Genomic DNA, 21226 nt, shown 5'->3' on the forward strand with positions numbered 1-21226 from the left:
GCGCCGGGGCCCGCCGGGACGGGGCCGTGGCCCGCGGCCGGGGCCTGGCCCGGGCCCGCGGGGGTGCCCGGCCCGGGGGCCGGGTGGCCGCCCCGGCCGGGACCCTGCGGGGACTGGCCCGGGCGGGAGCCGCGCTGCGTGAGCGCGGAGACCACGACGACGGCCACGGTGACGAACGCGGCGACCCAGAAGAGGCCGGTCAGCCAGCCGAGGTCGATCGCGTCCCACCACGACCACCAGCCGCCGCCCCACGACAGGCCGACGACGACGAACGCCGCCGCGCCGAGCAGGGCGACGTCGACGTTGCCGCGGAACGCCTCCTGGAGGTGGATGCGGCCGTCGCGGCGCTCGGGCAGCAGGGCCCACGCCGCGCCGTACAGCACGAGGCCGGCGCCGGAGAGGAAGAACGTCACGAACAGCAGGCCGCGCACGATGAGCGGGTCGATCCCGAACCGCTCGGCGACGCCGGAGGCCACGCCCCCGATCCAGCGGTCGTCGGAGCGGAAGATGCCGACCCGGCGCACGGCGTCGAAGAAGCCGTCGCCGCCGGTCGGGCGCGCGCCACCGGGCGCGGCGCCGCCCGGCGCCCCGGGGGGCGGGGCCTGCGCGGGGTCGGGTCCGGTCCAGGCCGTGCCGGGTCCCGGCGCGGGGCCGGACGGCCCGGGAGGGACCGTGCCCGGCTGCGGGCCGGGCGTCGAGGGGTCGCCGGGGTGCCCGGGCTGGCCGCCGGGTCCGGGGAGGTCGGGAGTGCTCATGACCACCATGCTGGTCCGCGGGCCGCGCGTCGGGTATCGGGTGCCACCCTGACCCGACCCTGAACGGTGCGCCGGACGACCCTGGTTTCGCCGTCGGGGGGTCCTCCGGGGGCGCGCCACGTGTGACGATCGGGGGGTGACGTCAGCCCTCTCACCTGCCCGCCGACCCGGAGACCTCCCGCTGCGCCGACCCGAGCGCGGCCGGTGGGTCGGCGGCGTGTGCGCGGGGCTCGCGGCGCACCTCGGCGTCGGCGTGGGCGTCGTGCGGCTCGTCATGGCGCTCCTCGCGCTCGCGGGCGGGGCCGGCCTCGCGCTCTACGTGTTCTGGTGGCTCACCGTCCCGCCGGGCGACCCGGAGACGGCGCGCGACGAGCAGCGCCCCGCCTCCCTGTCGCGGCTCGCGCCGCGGCTCCAGGGCGGGGTGCGGCGGCTGCCCGTGCGCGACGTCGCGGTCGGCGTCGTCCTGCTCGGCGGGGCCGCGCTGCTCGTCGCGCTGCGCACCGGCGTGGACGTCGAGGTGTCGTGGGTGATTCCCGTCCTCATCGCGCTCGCGGGCGCGGCGCTCGCGTGGAGCCAGCTCGACGCGGTCGAGCGCGGCCGGCTGCTCACGCGCGCGGGCGGGCGCACGCCCGCCGGGGTGCTGCGCATCGCCGGGGGCGTGGTGCTCGTGCTCGTCGGCATCGTCCTGCTCGTGGGCCAGGACGCGCGCCCCACGCAGATCGTGCGCGCGGCCGTGGCGGCCGTCGCGGTGCTCGCCGGCGTCGCGATCGTGCTCGCCCCGTGGTGGCTGCGGCTCGTGCGCGAGCTCGGCGACGAGCGGGCCGCCCGCGCGCGCGAGGCCGAGCGGGCCGACATCGCCGCGCACCTGCACGACTCGGTGCTCCAGACGCTCGCGCTCATCCGCGCCCGGTCCTCCGACGCGGACACCGTCGCGCGCCTCGCGCGCGCGCAGGAGCGCGAGCTGCGCGAGTGGCTGTACGACGACCGCCCCTCGCCCGGCACGTCGCTCGCCGCCGAGCTCCGCGCGCTCGTCGCGGAGGTCGAGGACGGCCGCGTCGGCCGCCGGGCCGAGCCCATCGGCGGGGTGCCGGGGGAGGCCGAGCCGGGCCCCGTCGTCGTGGACGTCGTCGTGGTGGGTGACTGCACGCCGACGCAGGAGACGGCCGCGCTGCTCCAGGCGACGCGCGAGGCGCTCGTCAACGCCGTGGCGCACGGCGGCCCGCCGTACTCGGTCTACCTCGAGGTGAGCGACGACGCGGCCGAGGTGTTCGTGCGCGACCGCGGCGACGGGTTCGTCATGGACGACGTGGCGCCCGACCGGTTCGGGGTGCGCGAGTCCATCCTCGGGCGCGTGCAGCGGCGCGGCGGCAAGGCCGAGATCATCAGCCGGCCCGGGTGGGGCACCGAGGTACGGTTGCGCGTGCCGCGCGCGGTCGCCGAGCCGGGCGCGACGCCGGGTCCCGCGACGGGCCCGGCGGCCCGGGCCGAGGGCGGCACGGGCCGCGCGCACGCCCCGACGAGCGAGGAGACGCCGTGACGACCATCCCCAGCGCGACGACCGACGGCGCGCCCGCGACCGGGCCCGTGCCCGTGGTGCTGGTCGACGATCACCACATGTTCCGTGCGGGCGTGCGGGCGAGCCTCGACCCGGCGCTCGTCACGGTGGTCGGGGAGGCCGACGACGTCGAGTCGGCGGTCGCGCGCGTGCACGAGCTGCGACCGCCGGTCGTGCTGCTCGACGTGCACCTCCCGGGCGGGAACGGCGGCGGTGGCGCCGAGGTCATCCAGCGGTGCGCGGACGTGCTCGGCGAGGTCCGGTTCCTCGCGCTCTCGGTGTCCGACGCCGCGGAGGACGTCGTCGCGGTCATCCGCGCCGGAGCGCGGGGGTACGTGACGAAGGCGATCTCCGGGCCGGACCTGTCGGCCGCCGTCGGGCAGGTCGCGGGCGGCGACGCGGTGTTCTCCCCGCGCCTCGCCGGGTTCGTGCTCGACGCGTTCGGCACGGGCGCGGGCGACGTCGCGGTGCACGACGACGAGCTCGACCGCCTCTCCGCGCGCGAGCAGGAGGTCATGCGCCTCATCGCGCGGGGCTACACGTACCGCGAGGTCGCGTCGGAGCTGTTCATCTCGATCAAGACCGTCGAGACCCACGTCTCCGCGGTGCTGCGCAAGCTCCAGCTCTCCTCGCGGCACGAGCTGACGCGCTGGGCGGCCCAGCGCCGCCTGCTCTGACGGCGCTCAGCGCGGGGCGGCCGCCCACGCGGGGGAGAGGGTCACGACGTCGCCCACCACGGTGACCGCCGGGGGCCGGACGCCGGCCTCGCGCGCCCGCGCCGCGATCGTCGCGAGCGTCCCGACCGTGGTCCGCTGGCGCGGGCCGTACCCGTCCTCGACCACGGCGACGGGCGTCTCGGGCGAGCGGCCCTGCGCGACGAGCGCGTCGGCGGTCTCGGCGAGGCGCGAGACGCCCATGAGCAGCACGACCGTGTGGTCCCGCGCGGCCGGGACCGTGCCGACGTCCTCGTGCCCGGTGAGCACGGTGAACCCGCGCGAGAGCCCGCGGTGCGTCACGGGGATGCCCGCCGCGGCGGGGACGGAGACGGCGCTCGTCACGCCCGGCACGACCTCGACCGGGACGCCGTGCTCGCGGCACGCCTCGAGCTCCTCGCCGCCGCGCCCGAACACGTACGGGTCGCCGCCCTTGAGCCGCACGACCCGCCGCCCGACGAGGGCGTGGTGCACGAGGATCCGGTTGATCTCCGCCTGCGGGACGGGGTGGTGGCCCGGCGTCTTGCCGACGTCGATCACCTCCACGTCGTCGCCGAGCTCGGCCAGCAGGCCGCGCGGCCCGAGGCGGTCGACGACGACGACGTCGGCCTCGGCGAGCAGGCGGCGGCCGCGCACCGAGACGAGCCCGGTGTCGCCCGGGCCGCCGCCGACGAGCGCGACGGAGCCGACCGGACGCACGAGCGGTGCGGTGACGGCCCCGGCGAGGGACGTCTCGCCGTCGGTCCCGGGCGCGGGGTTGCCCGCGCGGGCCGGGCGCACCGCGCGCAGCGGCAGCTCGCCGGTCTCCAGGAGCGCGGCGACGGCGTCGCGCACGCGCTGCGCCCGCCGCGGGTCGCGGCCCGCGTTGACGGACACGGTGACCTCGGCGCCCGTGGCGCCTTCGGGACCGGCGCCCGAGGACGACCCGACGCGCGTGCGCGCGACCGCGGGCACCCACGCCGTCGCGAGGTCCGCGTCGCCCGCGGTGACGCAGAAGACGCGGTCCGCCTCGGCGTCGGCCGCGACCTGGGCGTCCACGACGGGGTCGCCCGTCGCGGCGTGCGCGAGCCACGCGCCGTCGAGGTCGCCCGTGAGGTAGTCGCGGCGGACCCACGTAAGCGGCGCGCCCGTCGCGGGGCGCGCGCCCGGCGCGTCGGGCGCGTGCTCGGCGACGAGGTCCGCGAGGTCCTCGCACACGAACGGCGCGACGACGGTCACGACCGCCCCCGCGTCGAGGAGACCCCGCGTGCGCCGCGCGGCGACGGGCCCGCCGCCCACGACGACGGCGAGCCGCCCCGCGAGGCGCAGGCCGAGCGGGTAGGTCTCGTGGTGCTGCTCGCTGGTCGTCACGGTGTCCTCAGATCGCGTACGAGCCGGGTCGCTCGGCCGGGCGGCGGACCGCGGCGAGCGCGTCCCCGACCATCCCGGCCGCGAGCGTCCCGCCGTCCTGGGCGTCGACGAGCAGGAACGCCCCCGTGCGGCGGGCGACGACGTACTCCTCCGCGGCGACGGGGGCGGCGAGGCGCAGCGTGACGCGGCCGATGTCGTTGAGCTCCAGGCGCTCGGCGGGCTCGAGCTCGGCCGTGTCGAGGTCGAGCCGTCCGACGACGTCGCGCACCACGGCCTGCACGGTGCGGGTGGTGTGCTTGAGCAGCACGCGCGCGCCGGGCAGGAGCGGGCGGTCGCCGAGCCACGCGAGCGTGCCCTCGACGTCCTGCGTGACGTCGGGGGCCTCGGCCGCGGCGGCGATGAGGTCGCCGCGCGCGACGTCCACGTCGTCGGTCAGGCGGATCGTCACCGACTGCGGCGCGAACGCCTCGGTGAGCGTCTCGCCGCTCGCGAGCGAGTCGGCCGTGTCGATCCCCGCGACGGTCGTGCGGCGACCCGAGGGCAGCACCACGACCTCGTCGCCGACGGTGACGACGCCCGAGGCGACCTGGCCCGCGTACCCGCGGTAGTCGCGGTAGCGCTCGTCGGCCGCGGCCTGCGGCCGGATGACGACCTGGACGGGGAAGCGGAACGACTCGGTCTCCGGGTCGTCACCCGTCGGCAGCTCCTCGAGGAGCTCCAGCAGGCTCGGGCCGTCGTACCAGGGCGTGTTCGCGCTCGACCGGTCCACGACGTTGTCGCCGACGAGGGCCGAGACGGGGATCGTGTGGACGTCGCCGACGCCGAGCGACGTCGCCGCCGCGCGGATGTCCGCGGCGAGCTCCGCGTAGCGGGCCTCGCCGTAGTCGACGAGGTCGATCTTGTTCACCGCGACGACCACGTGCGGCACGCGCAGGAGGCTCGCGACGGCGAGGTGCCGGCGCGTCTGCTCCAGCAGGCCCTTGCGCGCGTCGATGAGCAGCACCACCACGTCCGCCGTCGAGGCGCCCGTCACGGTGTTGCGCGTGTACTGCACGTGCCCGGGGCAGTCCGCGAGGATGAACGACCGGCGCGCGGTCGCGAAGTACCGGTACGCGACGTCGATCGTGATGCCCTGCTCGCGCTCGGCGCGCAGGCCGTCGGTGAGCAGCGCGAGGTCCGCCGTCTCGAGGCCGCGGTCGCGCGAGACGCGCTCGACGGCGTCGAGCTGGTCGGCGAGCACGGACTTGGAGTCGAACAGCAGGCGGCCCACGAGCGTGGACTTGCCGTCGTCGACGGACCCGGCGGTCGCGAGGCGCAGGAGCGTGCCGCGGCGCGTGTCGTCGAGCGGCACGGACTCGCCCTCGACGGTGCTGGTCTGGGTGCCCATCAGAAGTACCCCTCCTTCTTGCGGTCCTCCATGGCGGCCTCGGAGAGGCGGTCGTCGGCGCGGGTCGCGCCGCGCTCGGTGATGCGCGTCGCGGCGACCTCGGCGATGACGTCCTCGACGCCGGCGGCGTCCGAGCGCACGGCACCCGTGCAGGACATGTCTCCCACCGTGCGGTAGCGCACGGTCTCGGTGCGCACGGACGCGGCCTCGGCGTCGGTGCGGGGCGCGGAGTACGGCCCGACGGCGAGCAGCATGCCGTCGCGGTCGAACACCTCGCGCTCGTGCGCGTAGTAGAGCGCGGGCAGCTCGATGCGCTCACGCGCGATGTACCGCCACACGTCGAGCTCGGTCCAGTTCGACAGCGGGAACACGCGCACGTGCTCGCCCGGCCGGTGGCGCCCGTTGTAGAGGTTCCACAGCTCCGGGCGCTGGTTGCGCGGGTCCCACTGGCCGAACTCGTCGCGCAGCGAGAACACGCGCTCCTTGGCACGCGCCTTCTCCTCGTCGCGGCGCCCGCCGCCGAACACGGCGTCGAACCGGTGGTCCGAGATCGCGTCGAGCAGCGGCTGCGTCTGGAGCGGGTTGCGCGTCCCGTCGGCGCGCTCGCGCAGCCGGCCGTCGTCGATGTAGTCCTGCACGCGCGCGACCTCGAGCCGCAGGCCCAGGCGCTGCGCCGTCGCGTCGCGGTAGGCGAGCACCTCGGGGAAGTTGTGGCCCGTGTCCACGTGCAGCACGGGGAACGGCACCGGGCCGGGCGCGAACGCCTTGACGGCGAGGTGCAGCATCACCACGGAGTCCTTGCCGCCGCTGAACAGCAGCACCGGGCGCTCGAACTCGGCCACCACCTCACGGATGATGTGGATGCCCTCGCTCTCGAGCGCGTCGAGCTGCGTGAGGCGGCGCGCGCTGGGCAGGGCCGCGGTCGGGGTCGGCGCCGCGTCCGGGGTGGAAGGTCCCGCGGACGGCGCGTCGGTCGTCAGGTCGATGGTCGTCATGCCCGTCCTCATACGTGGAGTCCGCACTCCGTCTTGTCGAGCCCGGCCCAGCGGCCGGCCCGAGGGTCCTCGCCCGGCGCGACGCGCCGGGTGCACGGCTGGCAGCCGATCGACGGGTAGCCGTCGTTCAGCAGCGGGTTGAGGGTCACCTGGTGCCGGGTCGCGTACGCGAGCAGGTCGTCGAACGACCAGGCCGCGAGCGGGTTGATCTTCACGAGCCCGTTCTTCTCGTCGAACGTGACGAGCGGCGTGCGCGTCCGCGTCGGCGCCTCGTCGCGGCGCACGCCGGTGACCCACACCTCGTAGCCGGCGAGCGTGCGGTGCAGCGGCTCGACCTTGCGCATCTGGCAGCACAGGCCTGGGTCGCGCGCGAAGAGGTCCTTACCGTGCGCGGTGTCCTGCTCGGCGACGGTGAGCTCGGGGCGCACGTCGACGATCGTCACGTCCAGCTGCTGCTCGACCGCGTCGCGCGTCCCCACCGTCTCGGCGAAGTGGTACCCCGTGTCGAGGAACAGCACGTCCACCCACGGGATCTGCGCCGCGACGACGTGGGGGAGCACCGCGTCCGCCATCGAGCACGCGACCGCGACCGACGTGCCGAACTCGCGCGCCGCCCAGGCGACGACCTGCTCGGCCGTGGCCTCGTCGTCCGCCCCGATGCCGGAGCCCGCGAGCTCGGCCGCGCCGCGCCGCGCGATCTCGCGCAGCTCGTCGAGCGACCGCTTGGGCCGGCCGTGCCGCGCGCGCTCGGCGTGGTGCGCGGCCTTCGCAGCCTCGCGCTGCTCGGTGCGGGCCCGCGCGGCGGCGCGCAGCGCGGCCAACGGGTCGGTCGTGCCCGGCACGGTCGTCGTGGTGGCCTGGTCCTCGCTCACCGCAGCGCCTCCTCGTCGGCCCGGTGCGCCCACTCGGCGAACGTCTCGGTCCCGGTCTTGTCCGCCTCGTACCGGCGCACGACCCGCTCGACGTAGTCCGGCAGGTCGGCGGCCGTGACCTTGAGCCCGCGCACCGTGCGGCCCATGCCCGCGACCTCGCGGTCCTGCGAGGCGAGCCCGCCGCCGAGGTGGACCTGGAAGCCCGGGACCTGCTCGCCGGCGTCGTCCATGACGAGCTGGCCCTTGAGCCCGATGTCCGCCGTCTGGATGCGTGCGCACGAGTTGGGGCACCCGTTGACGTGCAGCGTCACGGGACGCATCTGCGACAGGTCGCCGAGCCGCTTCTCGAGCTCGTCGACGGTCGCGGTCGCGGTGTCCTTGGTGTCGACGATCGCGAGCTTGCAGTACTCGATGCCCGTGCACGCGATCGTGCTGCGGCGGAACGGGCTCGGGTTCGCGTCGAGCCCGTTCTCCTTGAGCGTCGACACGACGTGCTCCACGTGCTCGTCGGGCACGTCCAGCACGAGGAGCTTCTGGTGCGGGGTGAGCCGCACGCGGCGCGAGCCGACGGACTCGGCGAGGTCCGCGACGCGTCCGAGGATCGTGCCCGACACGCGCCCCACGTACGGGGCCGCGCCGACGTAGTTGAGCCCGTCCTTCTGCTTGTGCACGCCCACGTGGTCCCCCGGGACGGGCGGCTTCGGCGCGGGCGGGCCGTCGGGCAGCCGGTAGCCGAGGTACTCGGTCTCCAGCACCTCGCGGAACCGCTCGGGGCCCCAGTCGGCGAGCAGGAACTTCAGGCGCGCCTTGTTGCGCAGGCGCCGGTACCCGTAGTCGCGGAAGATCTGCACCACGCCGTGCCAGACGTCGGGCACCTGCTCCTCGGTGGCGAAGACGCCCAGGCGCTCGCCGAGGCGCGGGTTCGCGGACAGGCCGCCGCCGACCCACACGTCGAACCCGACGCCGAGCTCGGGGTGGCGGTGCGCGACGAACGCGACGTCGTTGATCTCGTGCACGACGTCCTGGCTCGGGTGCCCGGTGAGCGCCGTCTTGAACTTGCGGGGCAGGTTCGCGAGCTCGGGGACGCCGATGTAGCGGCGCGTGATCTCGGCGATCGCCGCGCTCGGGTCGATGAGCTCGTCGGCCGCGATCCCCGCGACGGGGCTGCCGAGCACGACGCGCGGGACGTCGCCGCACGCCTCGGTCGTCTGCAGGCCCACGGCCTCCAGGCGGCGCCAGATCTCGGGGACGTCCTCGACCTCGACCCAGTGCAGCTGGATGTTCTGGCGGTCGGTGATGTCGGCGGAGTCGCGGCCGAACTCCTTCGAGATGTCCGCGATGACGCGCAGCTGCTCGGTCGTCAGGGCCCCGCCGTCGATGCGGACCCGGAGCATGAAGTACCGGTCCTCGAGCTCGTGCGGCTCGAGCGTCGCCGTCTTGCCGCCGTCGATCCCGGGCTTGCGCTGCGTGTACAGCCCCCACCAGCGGAAGCGCCCGTGCAGGTCGTCGCCGGGGATGGAGTCGAAGCCGTCGCGCGCGTAGATCGTCTCGATGCGCTCGCGGACGGACAGGCCGCCGTCCTCCTGCTTCCACTTCTCGTTCGCGTTGAGCGGCTCGGTGCCGTCGACCTTCCACTGCCCGTTCGGTCGGGCGGCCCGTGCGGGGCGGGCGGGCGCGTCCGCGCGCCCGGGGCGGCCGGCGTTCCGTCGTGCGGGCCGGCCGGGCGGAGCGGCGCCGTCCGTGGCCTCGGGCGCAGTCGTTGCCTGCGTCATCGGGTTCCTCGTGTCCTCGTTCGGGTGCGGGGACGCGCGACGGCGAGCGCTCAGCGAGGGTGCGAGGGGCTGAGGACCGACGGCGCGCGCCGGTTCTCAGAGTTCTCCAGGGGGAGGGGCGAGCCGGGGCTCGCGCTGAGTCGGGCGCGGTTCAGCGACAACAGCTGAGACACGTGTGCGCGCACGCCGGCATCCCGTGACGCGAGGTCACGAGGAGGGTGCGGGCTGCCGTGGTCATGCCGAGAACCATAGCCGCGGCCCGCGCGCGTGGACACCCCTGGTCCGCATGGTGGGAAACCGGAAATTCTAGACTCATTCGATCCAGTTTGTCGATCCTGCCGTGACCTGCGACGGTGCCCTCCGCAGTGGCTGGGCGGGGGGCCGACTGCATGTCGCGACGCCCGTCCGACACCCGGGCGCATCTCACTTTGTGCAAACTTTCACGACGGCGGCGTCAGCAAATAGCATGTCCCCATGGAGATCCTCTACAACGTCTTCCTCGCGCTGCACTTCGTCGGCTGGGCCGTCGTCCTCGGCGGCTACCTCGCGTCGCTGCGCACGCCGGGCCTCTACACGGGCGTGCTCCACGGCGCGCTCACCGCGCTCGTCGCGGGGATCGCCATGGTGGGCGTCGGCGAGGCGTCCGTCTGGGGCGACGGCGGCCCGGACATGGCCAAGATCGCCGTCAAGCTCACGGTCGCGCTCGTGATCTCCGTGCTCGCGTTCGTCGCGAAGCGCCAGGGGGGCAAGGCGGCCGACGGCGCCGTCGCGCCGGGCCTCAAGCACGCGATCGGCGGGCTCACCCTGGTCAACATCCTCGTCGCCGTCTTCTGGAACTGACCTCTCCGACCCTGCGGCCCGTCGACGCCCCGGCGTCGGCGGGCCGTCGGCGTCCCGGTGCGGACCGTTGACGCGCGACTAGGTGCATGGTCCACTAGTCGCATGGTCCTTCGCTTCCTGGTGCTCGGTCTCCTCACCCTCCGGCCGATGACCGGCTACGACCTCAAGCGCGCGTTCGACTCGTCCGTGCGCCACTTCTGGGCGGCCGACCGCTCGCAGCTCTACCGGACCCTCGCCGCGATCGTCGACGCCGGGCTCGCGGAGGTCGAGGTCGTGCCCCAGGAGAGCTACCCCGACCGCAAGGTCCACACGATCACCGACGCGGGCCGGGCGGCCCTGCGCGACTGGCTCGGGTCGCCGCTCGAGGCGGAGGACTCGCGCGAGCCGTTCCTCGGGCGGCTGTTCTTCGCCGACCAGGTCGACGACGCTGGGGTCGCCGCGCTCCTCGCGGCCCGCCGCGCGCAGGCGGAGGAGACGCTCGCCGCGCTGACCGCCGAGGAGGAGCGGGTCGCCGCGGTCCTCGCCGGCGGCGGACCCGACGCCGACCGCGTCCGGGGCACCCGGGGGCTCGCCCTGCGGCTCGCGACGCTGCGGCACGGGCTCGCGCACGCACGCACCGAGCTCGCGTGGCTCGACGAGACCGAGCGCGAGGTGCTCGCGTGAGCCTGCCGGACGCCGTCGTGCACCACCCGGCCCGACGGCCAGGTACGGCGGGCGCGGACCGCACGTCCGTCGTCCTGCTGCACGGGGGCAACGTCGCGTCGTGGATGTGGCAGCCGCAGGTCGAGGCGCTGCGCGACCTCGACGTGTGGACGCCCGACCTGCTCGGCTTCGGCCGTCGCGCGGCCGACGTCCCGGCGTCGCTCGACGCGGTCGCCGACGACGTCGCCGCGACCGTCGCGGGGATCCCCGCCGAGCACGAGGTGCACGTCGTCGGGCTGTCGTTCGGCGGGGTCGTCGCCCTGCGCCTCGCCGCGCGGCACCCGGGCCTCGTCCGCTCCGTCCTCGCGTCGGGCGCCGTGCTCGACGGCGTGCGGGGCCTCGCGGGGGCGCTCGGCCGCGCGCAGCTCCGGGTCTGGGACCGGCCCTGGTACTGGCGCGCGCAGGCGCGCACCACGGGCGTCCCCGCCGACGCGCGCGACCTGTTCGTGCGCTCGGGCCTCGCGATCCGCCGCGCGACCATGGAGCGCATCGTGGCCGACGTCTACGGCGGCTGCTGGCCGGACGGGATCGAGCGGTCCGGGGCGCGCGTGCTCGCCGTCGCGGGCGGCAGGGACGTCCGCGACGCGCGCCGCGCCCTGGCGACCGTCCGACGACGCCTGCCGGACGCCGCCGTGCGCCTCGCGCCCGGGATGCACCACCAGTGGAGCGCCGAGGACCCCGACCTGTTCAGCGCGATGATCCGGTCGTGGGTGCTCGACGGCGTCGCGCACCCGCGGCTCGTGCCGCTCCCGGGACGTGCGCGCGGCCGCTGACGTGCGAGGGTTGCCCTCGTGAGCGTCGGTGGAGAGGTCCTCGTCGGGCTGGCGATCCTCGTCGGGCTGGTCGGGATCGTCGTGCAGGTCCTGCCCGGGAACGTCCTCGTGCTCGGGGCGGTCCTCGTGTGGGCGGTCGTCACGGGCGGCACGGCGGCGTGGGTCGTCTTCGCCGTGGCGGCCCTCTTCGTGGTGGCGGCGGAGGTCGCGCAGTACGTGCTCGCGGGTCGGCACATGCGCCGCGCCGAGGTCCCGTGGTCGACCCTCGTGTGGGGCGGGGTCGCGGGGGTGGTCGGGTTCTTCGTCATCCCCGTGATCGGGCTCTTCATCGGGTTCGTGCTCGCGGTGTTCGTCGCCGAGCTCCTGCGCCGCCGCGACCGACGCGCCGCGTGGCGCGCGACCGTCGCGGCGATGCAGGCCACCGGCATCACGATCCTCGTCCAGCTCCTCGGCGGGCTTCTCGCCGCCGCGACCTGGGGCGTCGGGCTCGCGATCACCTGACCCGGCGGCTCAGCCGGGCAGCTCCATGACGTACAGCGTGTTGCCGTCGACGTCGCGCAGCGCGAACATCGGCGGCACGCCCTCCCAGCGCAGGAGCTCGCCCGTGTCCGCACCGGCCTCGCCGAGCGCCGCGTGGTCGGCGGCCGCGTCGGAGGTCGTGAGCCGGATCCCGGTGTCGACGCCCGCGGGGAAGCCGTCGCCGGCCGCGACGAGGGCGAGCGACGTCGCGGCTCCCCGGGGCGCGACCTCGACCCACCGGAACCCCTCCTGGAGCTCACCGTCCATGCGGACCTCGAGCCCGAGCGTCCCGGTGTAGAACGCGAGCGCGCGGTCCTGGTCGGCGACCGGGACCGCGACGGTGTGCACGCCCGTGAGGCGGGTCGTCGTCATGGTGTCTCCTTCGACAGGGCGGGGCGTGCCGCCCGGACGGGCGGTCACGAACGGCAGACCGCCCGGGGTGGCGCGACTCATCGGCCGATCGGCGCCGGGTGTGGGCGCGGGCGCCTAGGCTGGAGGGGCTATGGCTTCGCTCTTCGAGAACCTCCCGCTGCCCGGCCTCGACACGCTGTTCGACGGCCCGCGCGTCGACCACGGCGGCGAGTCCCGCCTCCCGCGGACCGCGCCGCGCTGGACCGACGACCCGGCCGTGCCCGACGGCGCGGGCTCGCCGGTCGGGGACGCCGCGGCGGGCGGGACGACCGCGCCGGGCGACGGCGCGCCGTCGGGCACGGGGGAGCGACGCGGCAGGTACGCCCACCTCGACCCCGACGCGCTGCTCGACGGGCTCAACCCGCAGCAGCGCGAGGCCGTCGTGCACGCGGGCGGGCCGCTGCTCATCGTCGCGGGCGCCGGGTCGGGCAAGACGCGCGTGCTCACGCACCGCATCGCGCACCTGCTCGCCACGGGCCGGGCGCGCGCGGGCCAGATCCTCGCGATCACGTTCACCAACAAGGCCGCGGCGGAGATGCGCGAGCGCGTCGAGGCGCTCGTCGGGCCGTCGGCGCGCAACATGTGGGTCTCGACGTTCCACTCGGCGTGCGTGCGCATCCTGCGGCGCGAGGCCAAGACGCTCGGCCTGCGGTCGAGCTTCTCCATCTACGACGCCGCGGACTCCCAGCGGCTCATCACCCTCGTCACGCGCGAGCTCGACCTGGACCCGAAGAAGTACCCGGCACGGTCGCTCGCCAACAAGATCTCGGACCTCAAGAACGAGCTCATCGACCCCGAGACCTACGCGCGCGACTCCGGCGCCCACGCGACGGACGACGGTCTCGCAGCACGGGCCGGTCAGCACGGCGCTGCCGTGCCCGAGTTCGACCAGGTGCTCGCCGACGTCTACACCCGCTACCAGGCCCGTCTCGTCGCGGCCAGCGCGCTCGACTTCGACGACATCATCATGACCACGGTCAACCTGCTCCAGGCGTTCCCCGCGGTCGCCGAGCACTACCGCCGCCGGTTCCGCCACGTGCTCGTCGACGAGTACCAGGACACCAACCACGCCCAGTACGTGCTCGTGCGCGAGCTCGCGGGCGTGGGCGAGGACTCCGCGGCGACCGACGCCGCGACGAGCGGCACGGGCGAGGCGCAGGTCCCGGCGCTCGACCCGGCCGAGCTCACCGTCGTCGGCGACGCCGACCAGTCGATCTACGCGTTCCGCGGCGCGACGATCCGCAACATCCTCGAGTTCGAGGCCGACTACCCGGACGCCCGCACCATCCTGCTCGAGCAGAACTACCGCTCGACCCAGAACATCCTCTCGGCCGCCAACGCCGTCATCTCGCGCAACCCCGACCGCAAGCCCAAGCGCCTGTGGACCGACTCGGGCGCGGGCGCGAAGGTCATCGGCTACGTCGCGGACAACGAGCACGAGGAGGCGCGGTTCGTCGCGGAGGAGATCGACCGCCTCGGCGACACCGAGGGCGTGCGCCCCGGCGACGTCGCGGTGTTCTACCGCACCAACGCGCAGTCCCGCGCGCTCGAGGAGGTGCTCATCCGCGTCGGCCTCCCGTACAAGGTCGTGGGCGGCACGCGCTTCTACGAGCGGCGCGAGGTCAAGGACGCCGTCGCGTACCTGCGGGCGATCGACAACCTCGACGACGACGTCAACCTGCGCCGCGTGCTCAACGTCCCCAAGCGCGGGCTCGGCGACCGCGCGGAGGGCGCGGTCGCGGCGCTCGCGGACCGCGAGCGCATCTCGTTCGGCGCGGCGCTCGCCCGCATCGACGAGATCCCCGGCCTGACGAACCGCACGCTCAACCCGCTGCGGGCCTTCGCGGAGCTCATGACGGGGCTGCGCGAGCTCGCGGACTCCGGCGCGAGCCCGTCCGAGATCCTCGGCGCCGTCCTCGACCGCACGGGCTACCTCGCCGAGCTGCGCGCGAGCGACGACCCGCAGGACGCGACGCGCGTCGAGAACCTCGCGGAGCTCCACGCCGTCGCGACCGAGTTCAGCGAGCTCGAGCCGGAGGGCACGCTGTCCGACTTCCTCGAGCGCGTGTCCCTCGTCGCGGACGCCGACCAGATCCCGGCCGAGGACGTCGCCGACGGCGCGAGCGAGGCCGAGGAGAAGGAGGACCCGGGGGTCGTCACGCTCATGACGCTCCACACCGCCAAGGGCCTCGAGTTCCCCGTCGTGTTCCTCACCGGCATGGAGGACGGCACGTTCCCGCACATGCGGTCCCTGCACGACGACGCCGAGCTGGCCGAGGAGCGTCGCCTCGCCTACGTGGGCATCACCCGCGCACGAGAGCGGCTCTACGTCTCGCGGTCCGCGGTGCGCTCGGCGTGGGGCATGGCGAACGAGTTCCCGCCCAGCCGGTTCCTCGAGGAGATCCCCGAGGAGCTGTGGGACTGGCGGCGGCGCGAGTCGTCGATGGCGACGCTGCGCGCGGGCGGGTCGGTCTGGGGTCGCGGCTCGGGTTCGGGCTCGTGGTCCGGTGCGCGGTCCGGGTCGTGGTCGGGGTCGCGGGCAGGTGCCGCCGGCGACGGATCTGCCCCTCGCGGCCCCCGTTCCTCGGGCTCCTCGCGCCAGGCCCGCCGCGACCCGGCGTCGACCCCCTCCTCGCGCTCTCCCTTCGGCTCGGCGTCCGGAGGGGCGACGTTCGGGTCGGCGACGCCGCGGCCCGACGGGGACGTGCCGAGCCTCGCCGTCGGGGACAAGGTGACGCACGACGCGTACGGGCTCGGGACGGTCGTCGCGCTCGAGGGCGCCGGGCCGAACGCCGTGGCGAAGATCGACTTCGGTGCGGACGGGACGAAGCGGCTGCTGCTGCGGTACTCGCCCGTCACCAAGCTCTGACGCTCAGCCGAGGCTGCCGACGGTGCCGAGCCAGATGTAGGCGGAGTAGAACGCGCCCGCGACCACGGCCGTGCCCGCGACGGTGACGACGACCGGCCACGTGCCGCGGACGCGGCGCGCGAGCATCGCGGCGAGCAGGACGAGCGACGCGACGCCGGCGACCACCCAGTAGGTCGCGCCGGTGTGCTCGGCGACGGTCAGGAGGCCGTACGTGCCCTCGCCGACCCCGATCCCGGCGAGGAGCGCCGTCGCGAGGGCGGCGCGCACGCCCTGGGTCCGCAGCCACGCCGCGGCGACGCCGACGAACGGGCCCGCGACGACGCCGACCAGCCCGAACAGCAGCGGGTGGTACACGAAGCCGCGGAGGTCGGCGGCCACGGTGTACCCGAGCACGAGGAGCACGAAGCTCGCGGCCCCGAGCACCGCGGCGTGCCACGTCCGGGCGCGGGGTGCGCCCGCGAACCACGCCACGAGCAGCACCGTGAGCACGGTCCACCCGCTCGACGAGTTGGCGAACGGGCTCGCGGCGTCCGGCAGGAAGCCCTGCGCGTACGACGTGAGGCCGCCCAGCAGGAACGACGCGGCGACGACGACGAGGGCGCGCACCGCGGTGCGGGCCGCTCCGTCGGCCGGTACGGGTCGGCTCGGCGCGGACGAGGGGAGGGCGGCGGATGCCGTGCGGGCGGCGGGTTCGGTGGCGGGCACGGAGCCACGCTAGGTCGCCGCACGAGCGCCGTCGTCCGACCGTCGCCCGACCCGGGGCGCACGAGCGTCCACCCGTGGTCGGGGTCGAGGGTCGCGCATATCGATCATCGTTGTTATCGTTTCTCGATGTTATCGATCGTCGATACGCGACGGTCAGCGACCCCAGGAGGAACGGTGCCCGCCACCGAACGCCAGCGCTTCTCGTTCGTCGAGCTCGACCGGACCGACGTCGTGGTGACGTACGTCGTCGCCGCGCTCGTCGTCGTCGGCTCCGTCGTCGCCGTGGTGCGGCGCGTCGCCGAGCTCCTCGGGGCCGGGCCCGTCCCGGTGCGGGTCGAGCTCACGGGCGACGAGACGCTGCGCGCACCCCTCGGGCCGGGCGGCGCGGACGTCCCGGCCACGGCGGGATCGGTCGTCGTCGAGGTGCCGCACCTGCCCGGCCTCGCGACGGGCGTCGCGCTGCTCGAGGCGGTGCTCGTGCCCGCGGCGTACGGCGTCACCGCGGTGTGCCTCGCGCTGTTCTGCCGGCGCGTGGTGCGCGGGGCGGCGTTCACGGCCGGGACCACGCGGCTCGTGCTCGTGTCGTGCGTCGCGCTGATCGTGGCGTGGCTCGTCCAGGTCGGCGCGACGACGGCCGTCGGCGACGCGGCGCGCGCCGCCCTCGGCGGGGCGGAAGCGGACCCCGGCGCCGTGTTCGTGGCGTCGTTCCCCCTCGGGCTCCTGCTCGTCGCGATCGCGCTCGGAGCGGTCGCGGGTGCGATGCGCGTGGGGGAGCGGGTCCAGCGCGAGACCGAGGGGCTCGTCTGATGCCGCCCGAGGAGGAGGTCGGCCGGGTCCATTGCCGGCTCGACGAGCTCCTCGAGGAGCGCGGCATGACGCTCAGCCGGCTGGCCGAGCTCGTCGGCGTCACGGTCGTGAACCTCTCGGTGCTCAAGAACGACCGCGCGCGGGCCGTCCGCTTCTCGACCCTGACCGCGATCTGCGACGCGCTCGGCTGCGAGATCGGCGACCTGCTGGTCTTGCGACCGCGCGCGTAGCGCCGGTCCCTCGCACGGGCCTCGCGCGTCCCCGGGGGAGGGGGGGCGAGGCTCGGGCTCAGGACGCGGCGCGGTGCTCCGTCGCGAGCGCGGTGCGCAGGCCGTCGAGGTCGCTGCCCGCCTCGGCGAGCACCGCGACCAGGGTGCGGTGCGCCGTCGTCCCGTCCACGCGGACGAGGGCGAGGAGCACGTGGCCGGAGTCGATGGACCGCGAGCCCACGCGGACCGCCTCGCGCAGCGAGAGCTCGAGCGTCTTCTTCGCCTCCTTCGTGAACGGCAGGTGCCCGCGACGGGTGTGCCGGCGCCGGTCGAGCGCGCCCGCGCCGAACGCGGCGTCCGTCCGCGCGCGGACCGCGTCGAGGTCGATCCCGAGCGACGCGAGCGCGGGGCCGTCGAGGTCGTCGCGGGCTCCAAGTGCGGCGGCGTGCCGGTCGACCGCGTCGGGCGTGACCCCGACGGCGGCGAAGGCGCTCGCGGCGACGCCGCCCGGCTGGTGGGCGAGGGCGAGGAGCAGGTGGACGGCGTCGATGGCGTCGTCGCCGCGCTCGCGCGCGTGCGTCTGGGCCTCGACGACCGTCGCCCGCGCGTCGCCGGAGAAGCGTTCGAACATGTCATGACCTCCTGGTGCTACGGGACGCCGCGTACTTCTTGTGCACGGCCTGGCGGGTCACGCCGAGCCGGTCCGCGATCTCCTGCCACGACCAGCCCAGCGAGCGCGCGTTCTCGACCTGCAGCGCCTCGAGGCGCTCGGCGAGCACGCGCAGCGACCGCACGGCGCGCAGACCCACGTCCGGGTCGGTGCTGCTCGCGGCGTCCATGTCGACGGGTTCCATGGCTGTCAATCTAGGTTGACGACACCCGACGTGTCAACCTGTGTTGACGGCAGGCGTCGGGCGGTCCCGGACGGCGCGCGCGGTCCACTAGGGTCGTGGCGCCGCGCCGGCGTCCGAGGGCGCAGGGGCACACCGACGACCACGGAAGAGGACACGATGCAGCAGCGGTCCGACGCGCCCGGGGGACGCGCACGACGCGCGCTCCTGGCGCTCACGGCGTGCGCGACGGCGGCGACGCTCGTCGCCGGGTGCGGGACGACGACCAGCCCCGAGGGGGACGGCGGCGAGACGTCGGCGGCAGAGGGCGCGGTGGCGCCCGCCCGGTCCACGGACCCCACGCCGGTCGTGGTCGAGGGCCACGTGCGCGGCGTCGACGTCGAGGCGAGGGTCGGGCCGGTCGCCGTGGACGGCGACCTCGCGGTGCTCCGGGTCGAGGTCGAGGCCACCGGCGGCGACGAGGCGGTCATGGCCGGGTTCGTGTTCGCCAACCGGGCGCTCACCCAGGAGGACTCGTTCGACGGCGTGCGGCTCGTCGACCTGGAGGCCGGCGTCGTGCGGGAGGCGGCACGGACCGCGGACGGGGCCGCGCTCGCGTCGATGGGCGAGGAGTACATGCTCTCGCCCGGCCGTGAGCCCGTCGTCGGGCACGTCGCGTTCGACGCCCCGCCCACGGCCACCACCTCGGTGCTCGTCCCGGCCGTCGGCCTGGTCGAGGACGTGCCCGTCGTCGAGGCGGCGGACGCGGACGGCCTGACCGTCCCGGTCGCGGAGCTCTCGTCGGGTGACCTCGCGGGCGTCGTCGCGCCCTCCGCCTACCTCGAGACGTTCAGCACCACGGCCGGCGACGCCGTGCGCACGCGCGACGCGCACGACGTGGTCAGCGTCGTGGTCGACTCCGACGTCCTCTTCGACGTCGACTCCGCCGTGATCGGCCCAGGCGCGGACGAGGCGCTCGACGCGGTCGTCGCGCAGCTCGCGCTCGCGGCCGACGGCGAGCTCGTCGTCGTCGGGCACACCGACGACCAGGGCGAGGAGGCCGCGAACCAGGAGCTCTCGGAGCGGCGCGCGCGGGCCGTCGCGGACCGGTTGGCCGAGATCGCCGACCTGGGGCGGTTCGACGTCCGGGTCGAGGGACGGGGCGAGAGCGAGCCCCTCACGACGGAGGCGACCGAGGAGGCGCGCGCGCTCAACCGCCGCGTGACCGTCGAGTTCACGCCCGCCACGGACGCCGCGACGGTCCAGGCGCCCGCGGGCGACGGGCTCGTCCCGGCCGAGGGCCCGACGATCGAGGGCCTGGGCGGCGCCGTCGTCCTGCACGGCGACGGCGTCGGCGGGGTGCAGCGCCTGCACGTCGAGCTGCGCGGGGTGCGGCGCGTCGGCGGATACCTCGTGGGCGAGCTCGCCGTGCGCAACGACGGCGCCGAGCAGGCGTCCTTCGTCAGCGTCCTCGGCTCCGTCCGCGACGGCCGGGGCGACCTCGGCCTGGGCCTGCTCGGCGCGAGCAACGTGACCCTGCTCGACGGCGGGGTGCGGGTCTATCCCGTGGACTACCTCGTCGACGAGGACCTCTACGAGATCTCGGCCCGGAACGTCCTCGCGGACGCCGCGGTCGGCTCGCTGGCGTCGGGGACGACGTCGGTCGTCAGCGTGGTCTGGCCCGACCGGGGCTCCGACACGGTCGTCGTCGACGTGCCCGAGGGGTCGACGTCCGTCACGGACGGCAGCACGCCCATCCGGTTCGTGGACGTCCCGGTCTCGGGCTGAGCCCCCGCGGGGCGCGCGCCGTGCCCGGAGCGCTGCCGCCGCGTGACGAACGAAACACGCGTCGTCGGCGGCCGGGGGTCGGCCCGCGATAGGAGCGCTCGGCTTCGCGGGCTACCCTGTAGGGGGATGTCTTGATGTCGAGACATCGGTCATGCCGCACACGGCGCATCAGACGGAAGGACGCAGCAGGGTGGACCTGTTCGAATACCAGGCGCGCGACATCTTCGAGAAGCACGGCGTGCCCGTGCTGGGCGGGGTCGTCGCGACGACGCCCGAGGAGGCCCGCGCGGGCGCCGAGAAGCTCGGCGGCGGCACCGTGGTCGTCAAGGCCCAGGTGAAGACCGGCGGCCGCGGCAAGGCCGGCGGCGTCAAGCTCGCCCACTCGCCCGAGGAGGCCGCCGAGAAGGCGTCCGAGATCCTCGGCATGGACATCAAGGGCCACACGGTCCACCGCGTGATGATCGCGCAGGGCGCCAAGATCGCCGAGGAGTTCTACTTCTCGGTGCTGCTGGACCGCTCGAACCGCAACTACCTCGCCATGTGCTCCGTCGAGGGCGGCATGGAGATCGAGCAGCTCGCGGTCGAGCGTCCCGAGGCGCTCGCGAAGGTCGCGGTGGACCCGATCGTCGGCATCGACGAGGCCAAGGCGCGCGAGATCGTCGACGCGGCGGGCTTCGCCGAGGAGCTCAAGGCGCCGGTCGCGGCGGTCGTCCAGAAGCTGTGGACCGTGTTCACGGCCGAGGACGCGACGCTCGTCGAGGTGAACCCGCTCGTCCGCACCGAGGACGGCTCGATCGTCGCGCTCGACGGCAAGGTCACGCTCGACGACAACGCGTCGGAGGTCCGGCACCCCGACCACGCCGCGCTCGAGGACAAGGAGTCGACCGACCCGCTCGAGGCCAAGGCGAAGGCGAACGGCCTCAACTACGTCAAGCTCGACGGCGAGGTCGGCATCATCGGCAACGGCGCCGGGCTCGTCATGAGCACGCTCGACGTCGTCGCGTACGCGGGCGAGAAGCACGGCGGCGTGAAGCCCGCCAACTTCCTCGACATCGGCGGCGGCGCCAACGCGCAGGTCATGGCGAACGGCCTGGACGTCATCCTGGGCGACCCGCAGGTCAAGTCGGTGTTCGTCAACGTCTTCGGCGGCATCACCGCGTGCGACGAGGTCGCCAAGGGCATCGTCGGCGCGCTCGAGATCCTCGGCGACGAGGCCTCGAAGCCGCTCGTCGTGCGTCTCGACGGCAACAACGTGGACCTCGGCCGCGCGATCCTGCGCGAGGCGAACCACCCGCTCGTGACCCTCGCCGAGACCATGGACGGCGGGGCCGACAAGGCTGCCGAGCTGGCCAACGCCTGATCGCCCGAAGACGC

Annotated in this window: 21 protein-coding genes; 11 read left to right on the forward strand and 10 right to left on the reverse strand. The window is 75.2% G+C overall.

Annotated features, from left to right (window positions below; genetic code table 11):
* The coding region (locus GJV82_RS20465; protein WP_263971398.1) for a PspC domain-containing protein at positions 1–755 on the reverse strand (755 nt) is incomplete at its 3' end.
* Positions 756–891: 136 nt separating this feature from the next.
* Here GJV82_RS20465 and GJV82_RS10125 point away from each other — a divergent pair.
* Both GJV82_RS10125 and GJV82_RS10130 read left to right on the forward strand, forming a co-directional pair.
* On the forward strand, positions 892–2292 hold the full coding sequence (locus GJV82_RS10125; protein WP_318657495.1) for a PspC domain-containing protein: 1401 nt from the start codon (positions 892–894) through the stop codon (positions 2290–2292).
* Positions 2289–2987: a LuxR C-terminal-related transcriptional regulator gene (locus GJV82_RS10130; RefSeq protein WP_024840396.1), complete on the forward strand. Its 699-nt coding sequence runs from the start codon at positions 2289–2291 to the stop codon at positions 2985–2987. The genes GJV82_RS10125 and GJV82_RS10130 overlap by 4 nt, the downstream gene beginning before the upstream one ends.
* Before the next feature lie 6 nt (positions 2988–2993).
* On the opposite strand, the gene cobA is transcribed toward GJV82_RS10130, so the two are convergent.
* From cobA to GJV82_RS10155, 5 genes are all read right to left on the reverse strand, one after another.
* Positions 2994–4373 (reverse strand): uroporphyrinogen-III C-methyltransferase, encoded by a 1380-nt coding sequence (gene cobA / locus GJV82_RS10135; protein ID WP_318657496.1) that lies wholly within the window; start codon positions 4371–4373, stop codon positions 2994–2996.
* A 7-nt stretch (positions 4374–4380) separates the two neighbouring features.
* Positions 4381–5760 carry a sulfate adenylyltransferase subunit 1 gene (locus GJV82_RS10140; protein ID WP_155099140.1) on the reverse strand — a complete coding sequence of 460 codons (1380 nt, stop codon included), beginning with the start codon at positions 5758–5760 and terminating at the stop codon, positions 4381–4383.
* Positions 5760–6755 carry a sulfate adenylyltransferase subunit CysD gene (cysD, locus tag GJV82_RS10145; RefSeq protein ID WP_155099141.1) on the reverse strand — a complete coding sequence of 332 codons (996 nt, stop codon included), beginning with the start codon at positions 6753–6755 and terminating at the stop codon, positions 5760–5762. The genes GJV82_RS10140 and cysD overlap by 1 nt, the downstream gene beginning before the upstream one ends.
* An 8-nt stretch (positions 6756–6763) precedes the next feature.
* Entirely contained in the window at positions 6764–7462 is a 699-nt protein-coding gene (locus GJV82_RS10150; protein WP_225873259.1) for a phosphoadenylyl-sulfate reductase, read from the reverse strand.
* A gap of 161 nt (positions 7463–7623) precedes the next feature.
* Positions 7624–9399 (reverse strand): nitrite/sulfite reductase, encoded by a 1776-nt coding sequence (locus GJV82_RS10155; RefSeq protein WP_155099142.1) that lies wholly within the window; start codon positions 9397–9399, stop codon positions 7624–7626.
* 474 nt (positions 9400–9873) lie between these two features.
* Between GJV82_RS10155 and GJV82_RS10160 the strand changes: the two genes are divergently transcribed.
* The 4 genes from GJV82_RS10160 (at position 9874) to GJV82_RS10175 (ending at position 12215) form a co-directional block, all read left to right on the forward strand.
* Positions 9874–10239, forward strand: a complete 366-nt coding sequence (locus tag GJV82_RS10160) for a hypothetical protein (protein WP_155099143.1) — start codon at positions 9874–9876, stop codon at positions 10237–10239.
* 102 nt (positions 10240–10341) lie between these two features.
* Positions 10342–10902: a PadR family transcriptional regulator gene (locus tag GJV82_RS10165; protein WP_155099144.1), complete on the forward strand. Its 561-nt coding sequence runs from the start codon at positions 10342–10344 to the stop codon at positions 10900–10902.
* Positions 10899–11714, forward strand: a complete 816-nt coding sequence (locus GJV82_RS10170; protein ID WP_155099145.1) for an alpha/beta fold hydrolase — start codon at positions 10899–10901, stop codon at positions 11712–11714. Before GJV82_RS10165 ends, GJV82_RS10170 begins: the two co-directional genes overlap by 4 nt.
* Before the next feature lie 18 nt (positions 11715–11732).
* A complete protein-coding gene (locus GJV82_RS10175; protein WP_318657497.1) occupies positions 11733–12215 on the forward strand; it encodes a DUF456 domain-containing protein in 483 nt (160 codons plus the stop codon).
* A 9-nt stretch (positions 12216–12224) separates the two neighbouring features.
* Here the strand turns inward: GJV82_RS10175 and GJV82_RS10180 are convergent, their stop codons facing one another.
* The gene (locus tag GJV82_RS10180; RefSeq protein ID WP_155099146.1) at positions 12225–12605 is read right to left on the reverse strand and encodes a VOC family protein; all 381 of its coding nucleotides are present in this window, start codon (positions 12603–12605) and stop codon (positions 12225–12227) included.
* 130 nt (positions 12606–12735) lie between these two features.
* Here GJV82_RS10180 and pcrA point away from each other — a divergent pair, with 130 nt between their 5' ends.
* Positions 12736–15513, forward strand: a complete 2778-nt coding sequence (gene pcrA / locus GJV82_RS10185) for a DNA helicase PcrA (RefSeq protein WP_155099147.1) — start codon at positions 12736–12738, stop codon at positions 15511–15513.
* 3 nt (positions 15514–15516) lie between these two features.
* On the opposite strand, the gene GJV82_RS10190 is transcribed toward pcrA, so the two are convergent.
* Positions 15517–16218 carry a DUF6518 family protein gene (locus GJV82_RS10190; RefSeq protein ID WP_196217220.1) on the reverse strand — a complete coding sequence of 234 codons (702 nt, stop codon included), beginning with the start codon at positions 16216–16218 and terminating at the stop codon, positions 15517–15519.
* A 174-nt stretch (positions 16219–16392) separates the two neighbouring features.
* On the opposite strand from GJV82_RS10190, the gene GJV82_RS10195 reads away from it, so the two are divergent.
* The gene (locus tag GJV82_RS10195) at positions 16393–17025 is read left to right on the forward strand and encodes a hypothetical protein (RefSeq protein ID WP_115942119.1); all 633 of its coding nucleotides are present in this window, start codon (positions 16393–16395) and stop codon (positions 17023–17025) included.
* A complete protein-coding gene (locus GJV82_RS10200) occupies positions 17025–17255 on the forward strand; it encodes a helix-turn-helix domain-containing protein (protein WP_155099148.1) in 231 nt (76 codons plus the stop codon). The genes GJV82_RS10195 and GJV82_RS10200 overlap by 1 nt, the downstream gene beginning before the upstream one ends.
* Before the next feature lie 58 nt (positions 17256–17313).
* Here GJV82_RS10200 and GJV82_RS10205 read toward each other — a convergent pair whose 3' ends face one another.
* Complete coding sequence (locus GJV82_RS10205) at positions 17314–17865, reverse strand: Clp protease N-terminal domain-containing protein (RefSeq protein WP_155099149.1); 552 nt, start codon at positions 17863–17865, stop codon at positions 17314–17316.
* Between the two features lies 1 nt (position 17866).
* Positions 17867–18088, reverse strand: coding sequence for a helix-turn-helix domain-containing protein (locus tag GJV82_RS10210; RefSeq protein ID WP_024840412.1), 222 nt, complete (start codon positions 18086–18088; stop codon positions 17867–17869).
* Positions 18089–18244: 156 nt separating this feature from the next.
* Here GJV82_RS10210 and GJV82_RS10215 point away from each other — a divergent pair, with 156 nt between their 5' ends.
* A complete protein-coding gene (locus GJV82_RS10215; RefSeq protein ID WP_155099150.1) occupies positions 18245–19852 on the forward strand; it encodes an OmpA family protein in 1608 nt (535 codons plus the stop codon).
* Positions 19853–20042: 190 nt separating this feature from the next.
* Entirely contained in the window at positions 20043–21212 is a 1170-nt protein-coding gene (sucC, locus tag GJV82_RS10220) for an ADP-forming succinate--CoA ligase subunit beta (protein WP_318657498.1), read from the forward strand.
* Positions 21213–21226 lie beyond the last annotated feature (14 nt).

Source organism: Cellulosimicrobium composti, assembly GCF_009711085.1.
Classification (GTDB): domain Bacteria; phylum Actinomycetota; class Actinomycetes; order Actinomycetales; family Cellulomonadaceae; genus Cellulosimicrobium; species Cellulosimicrobium composti.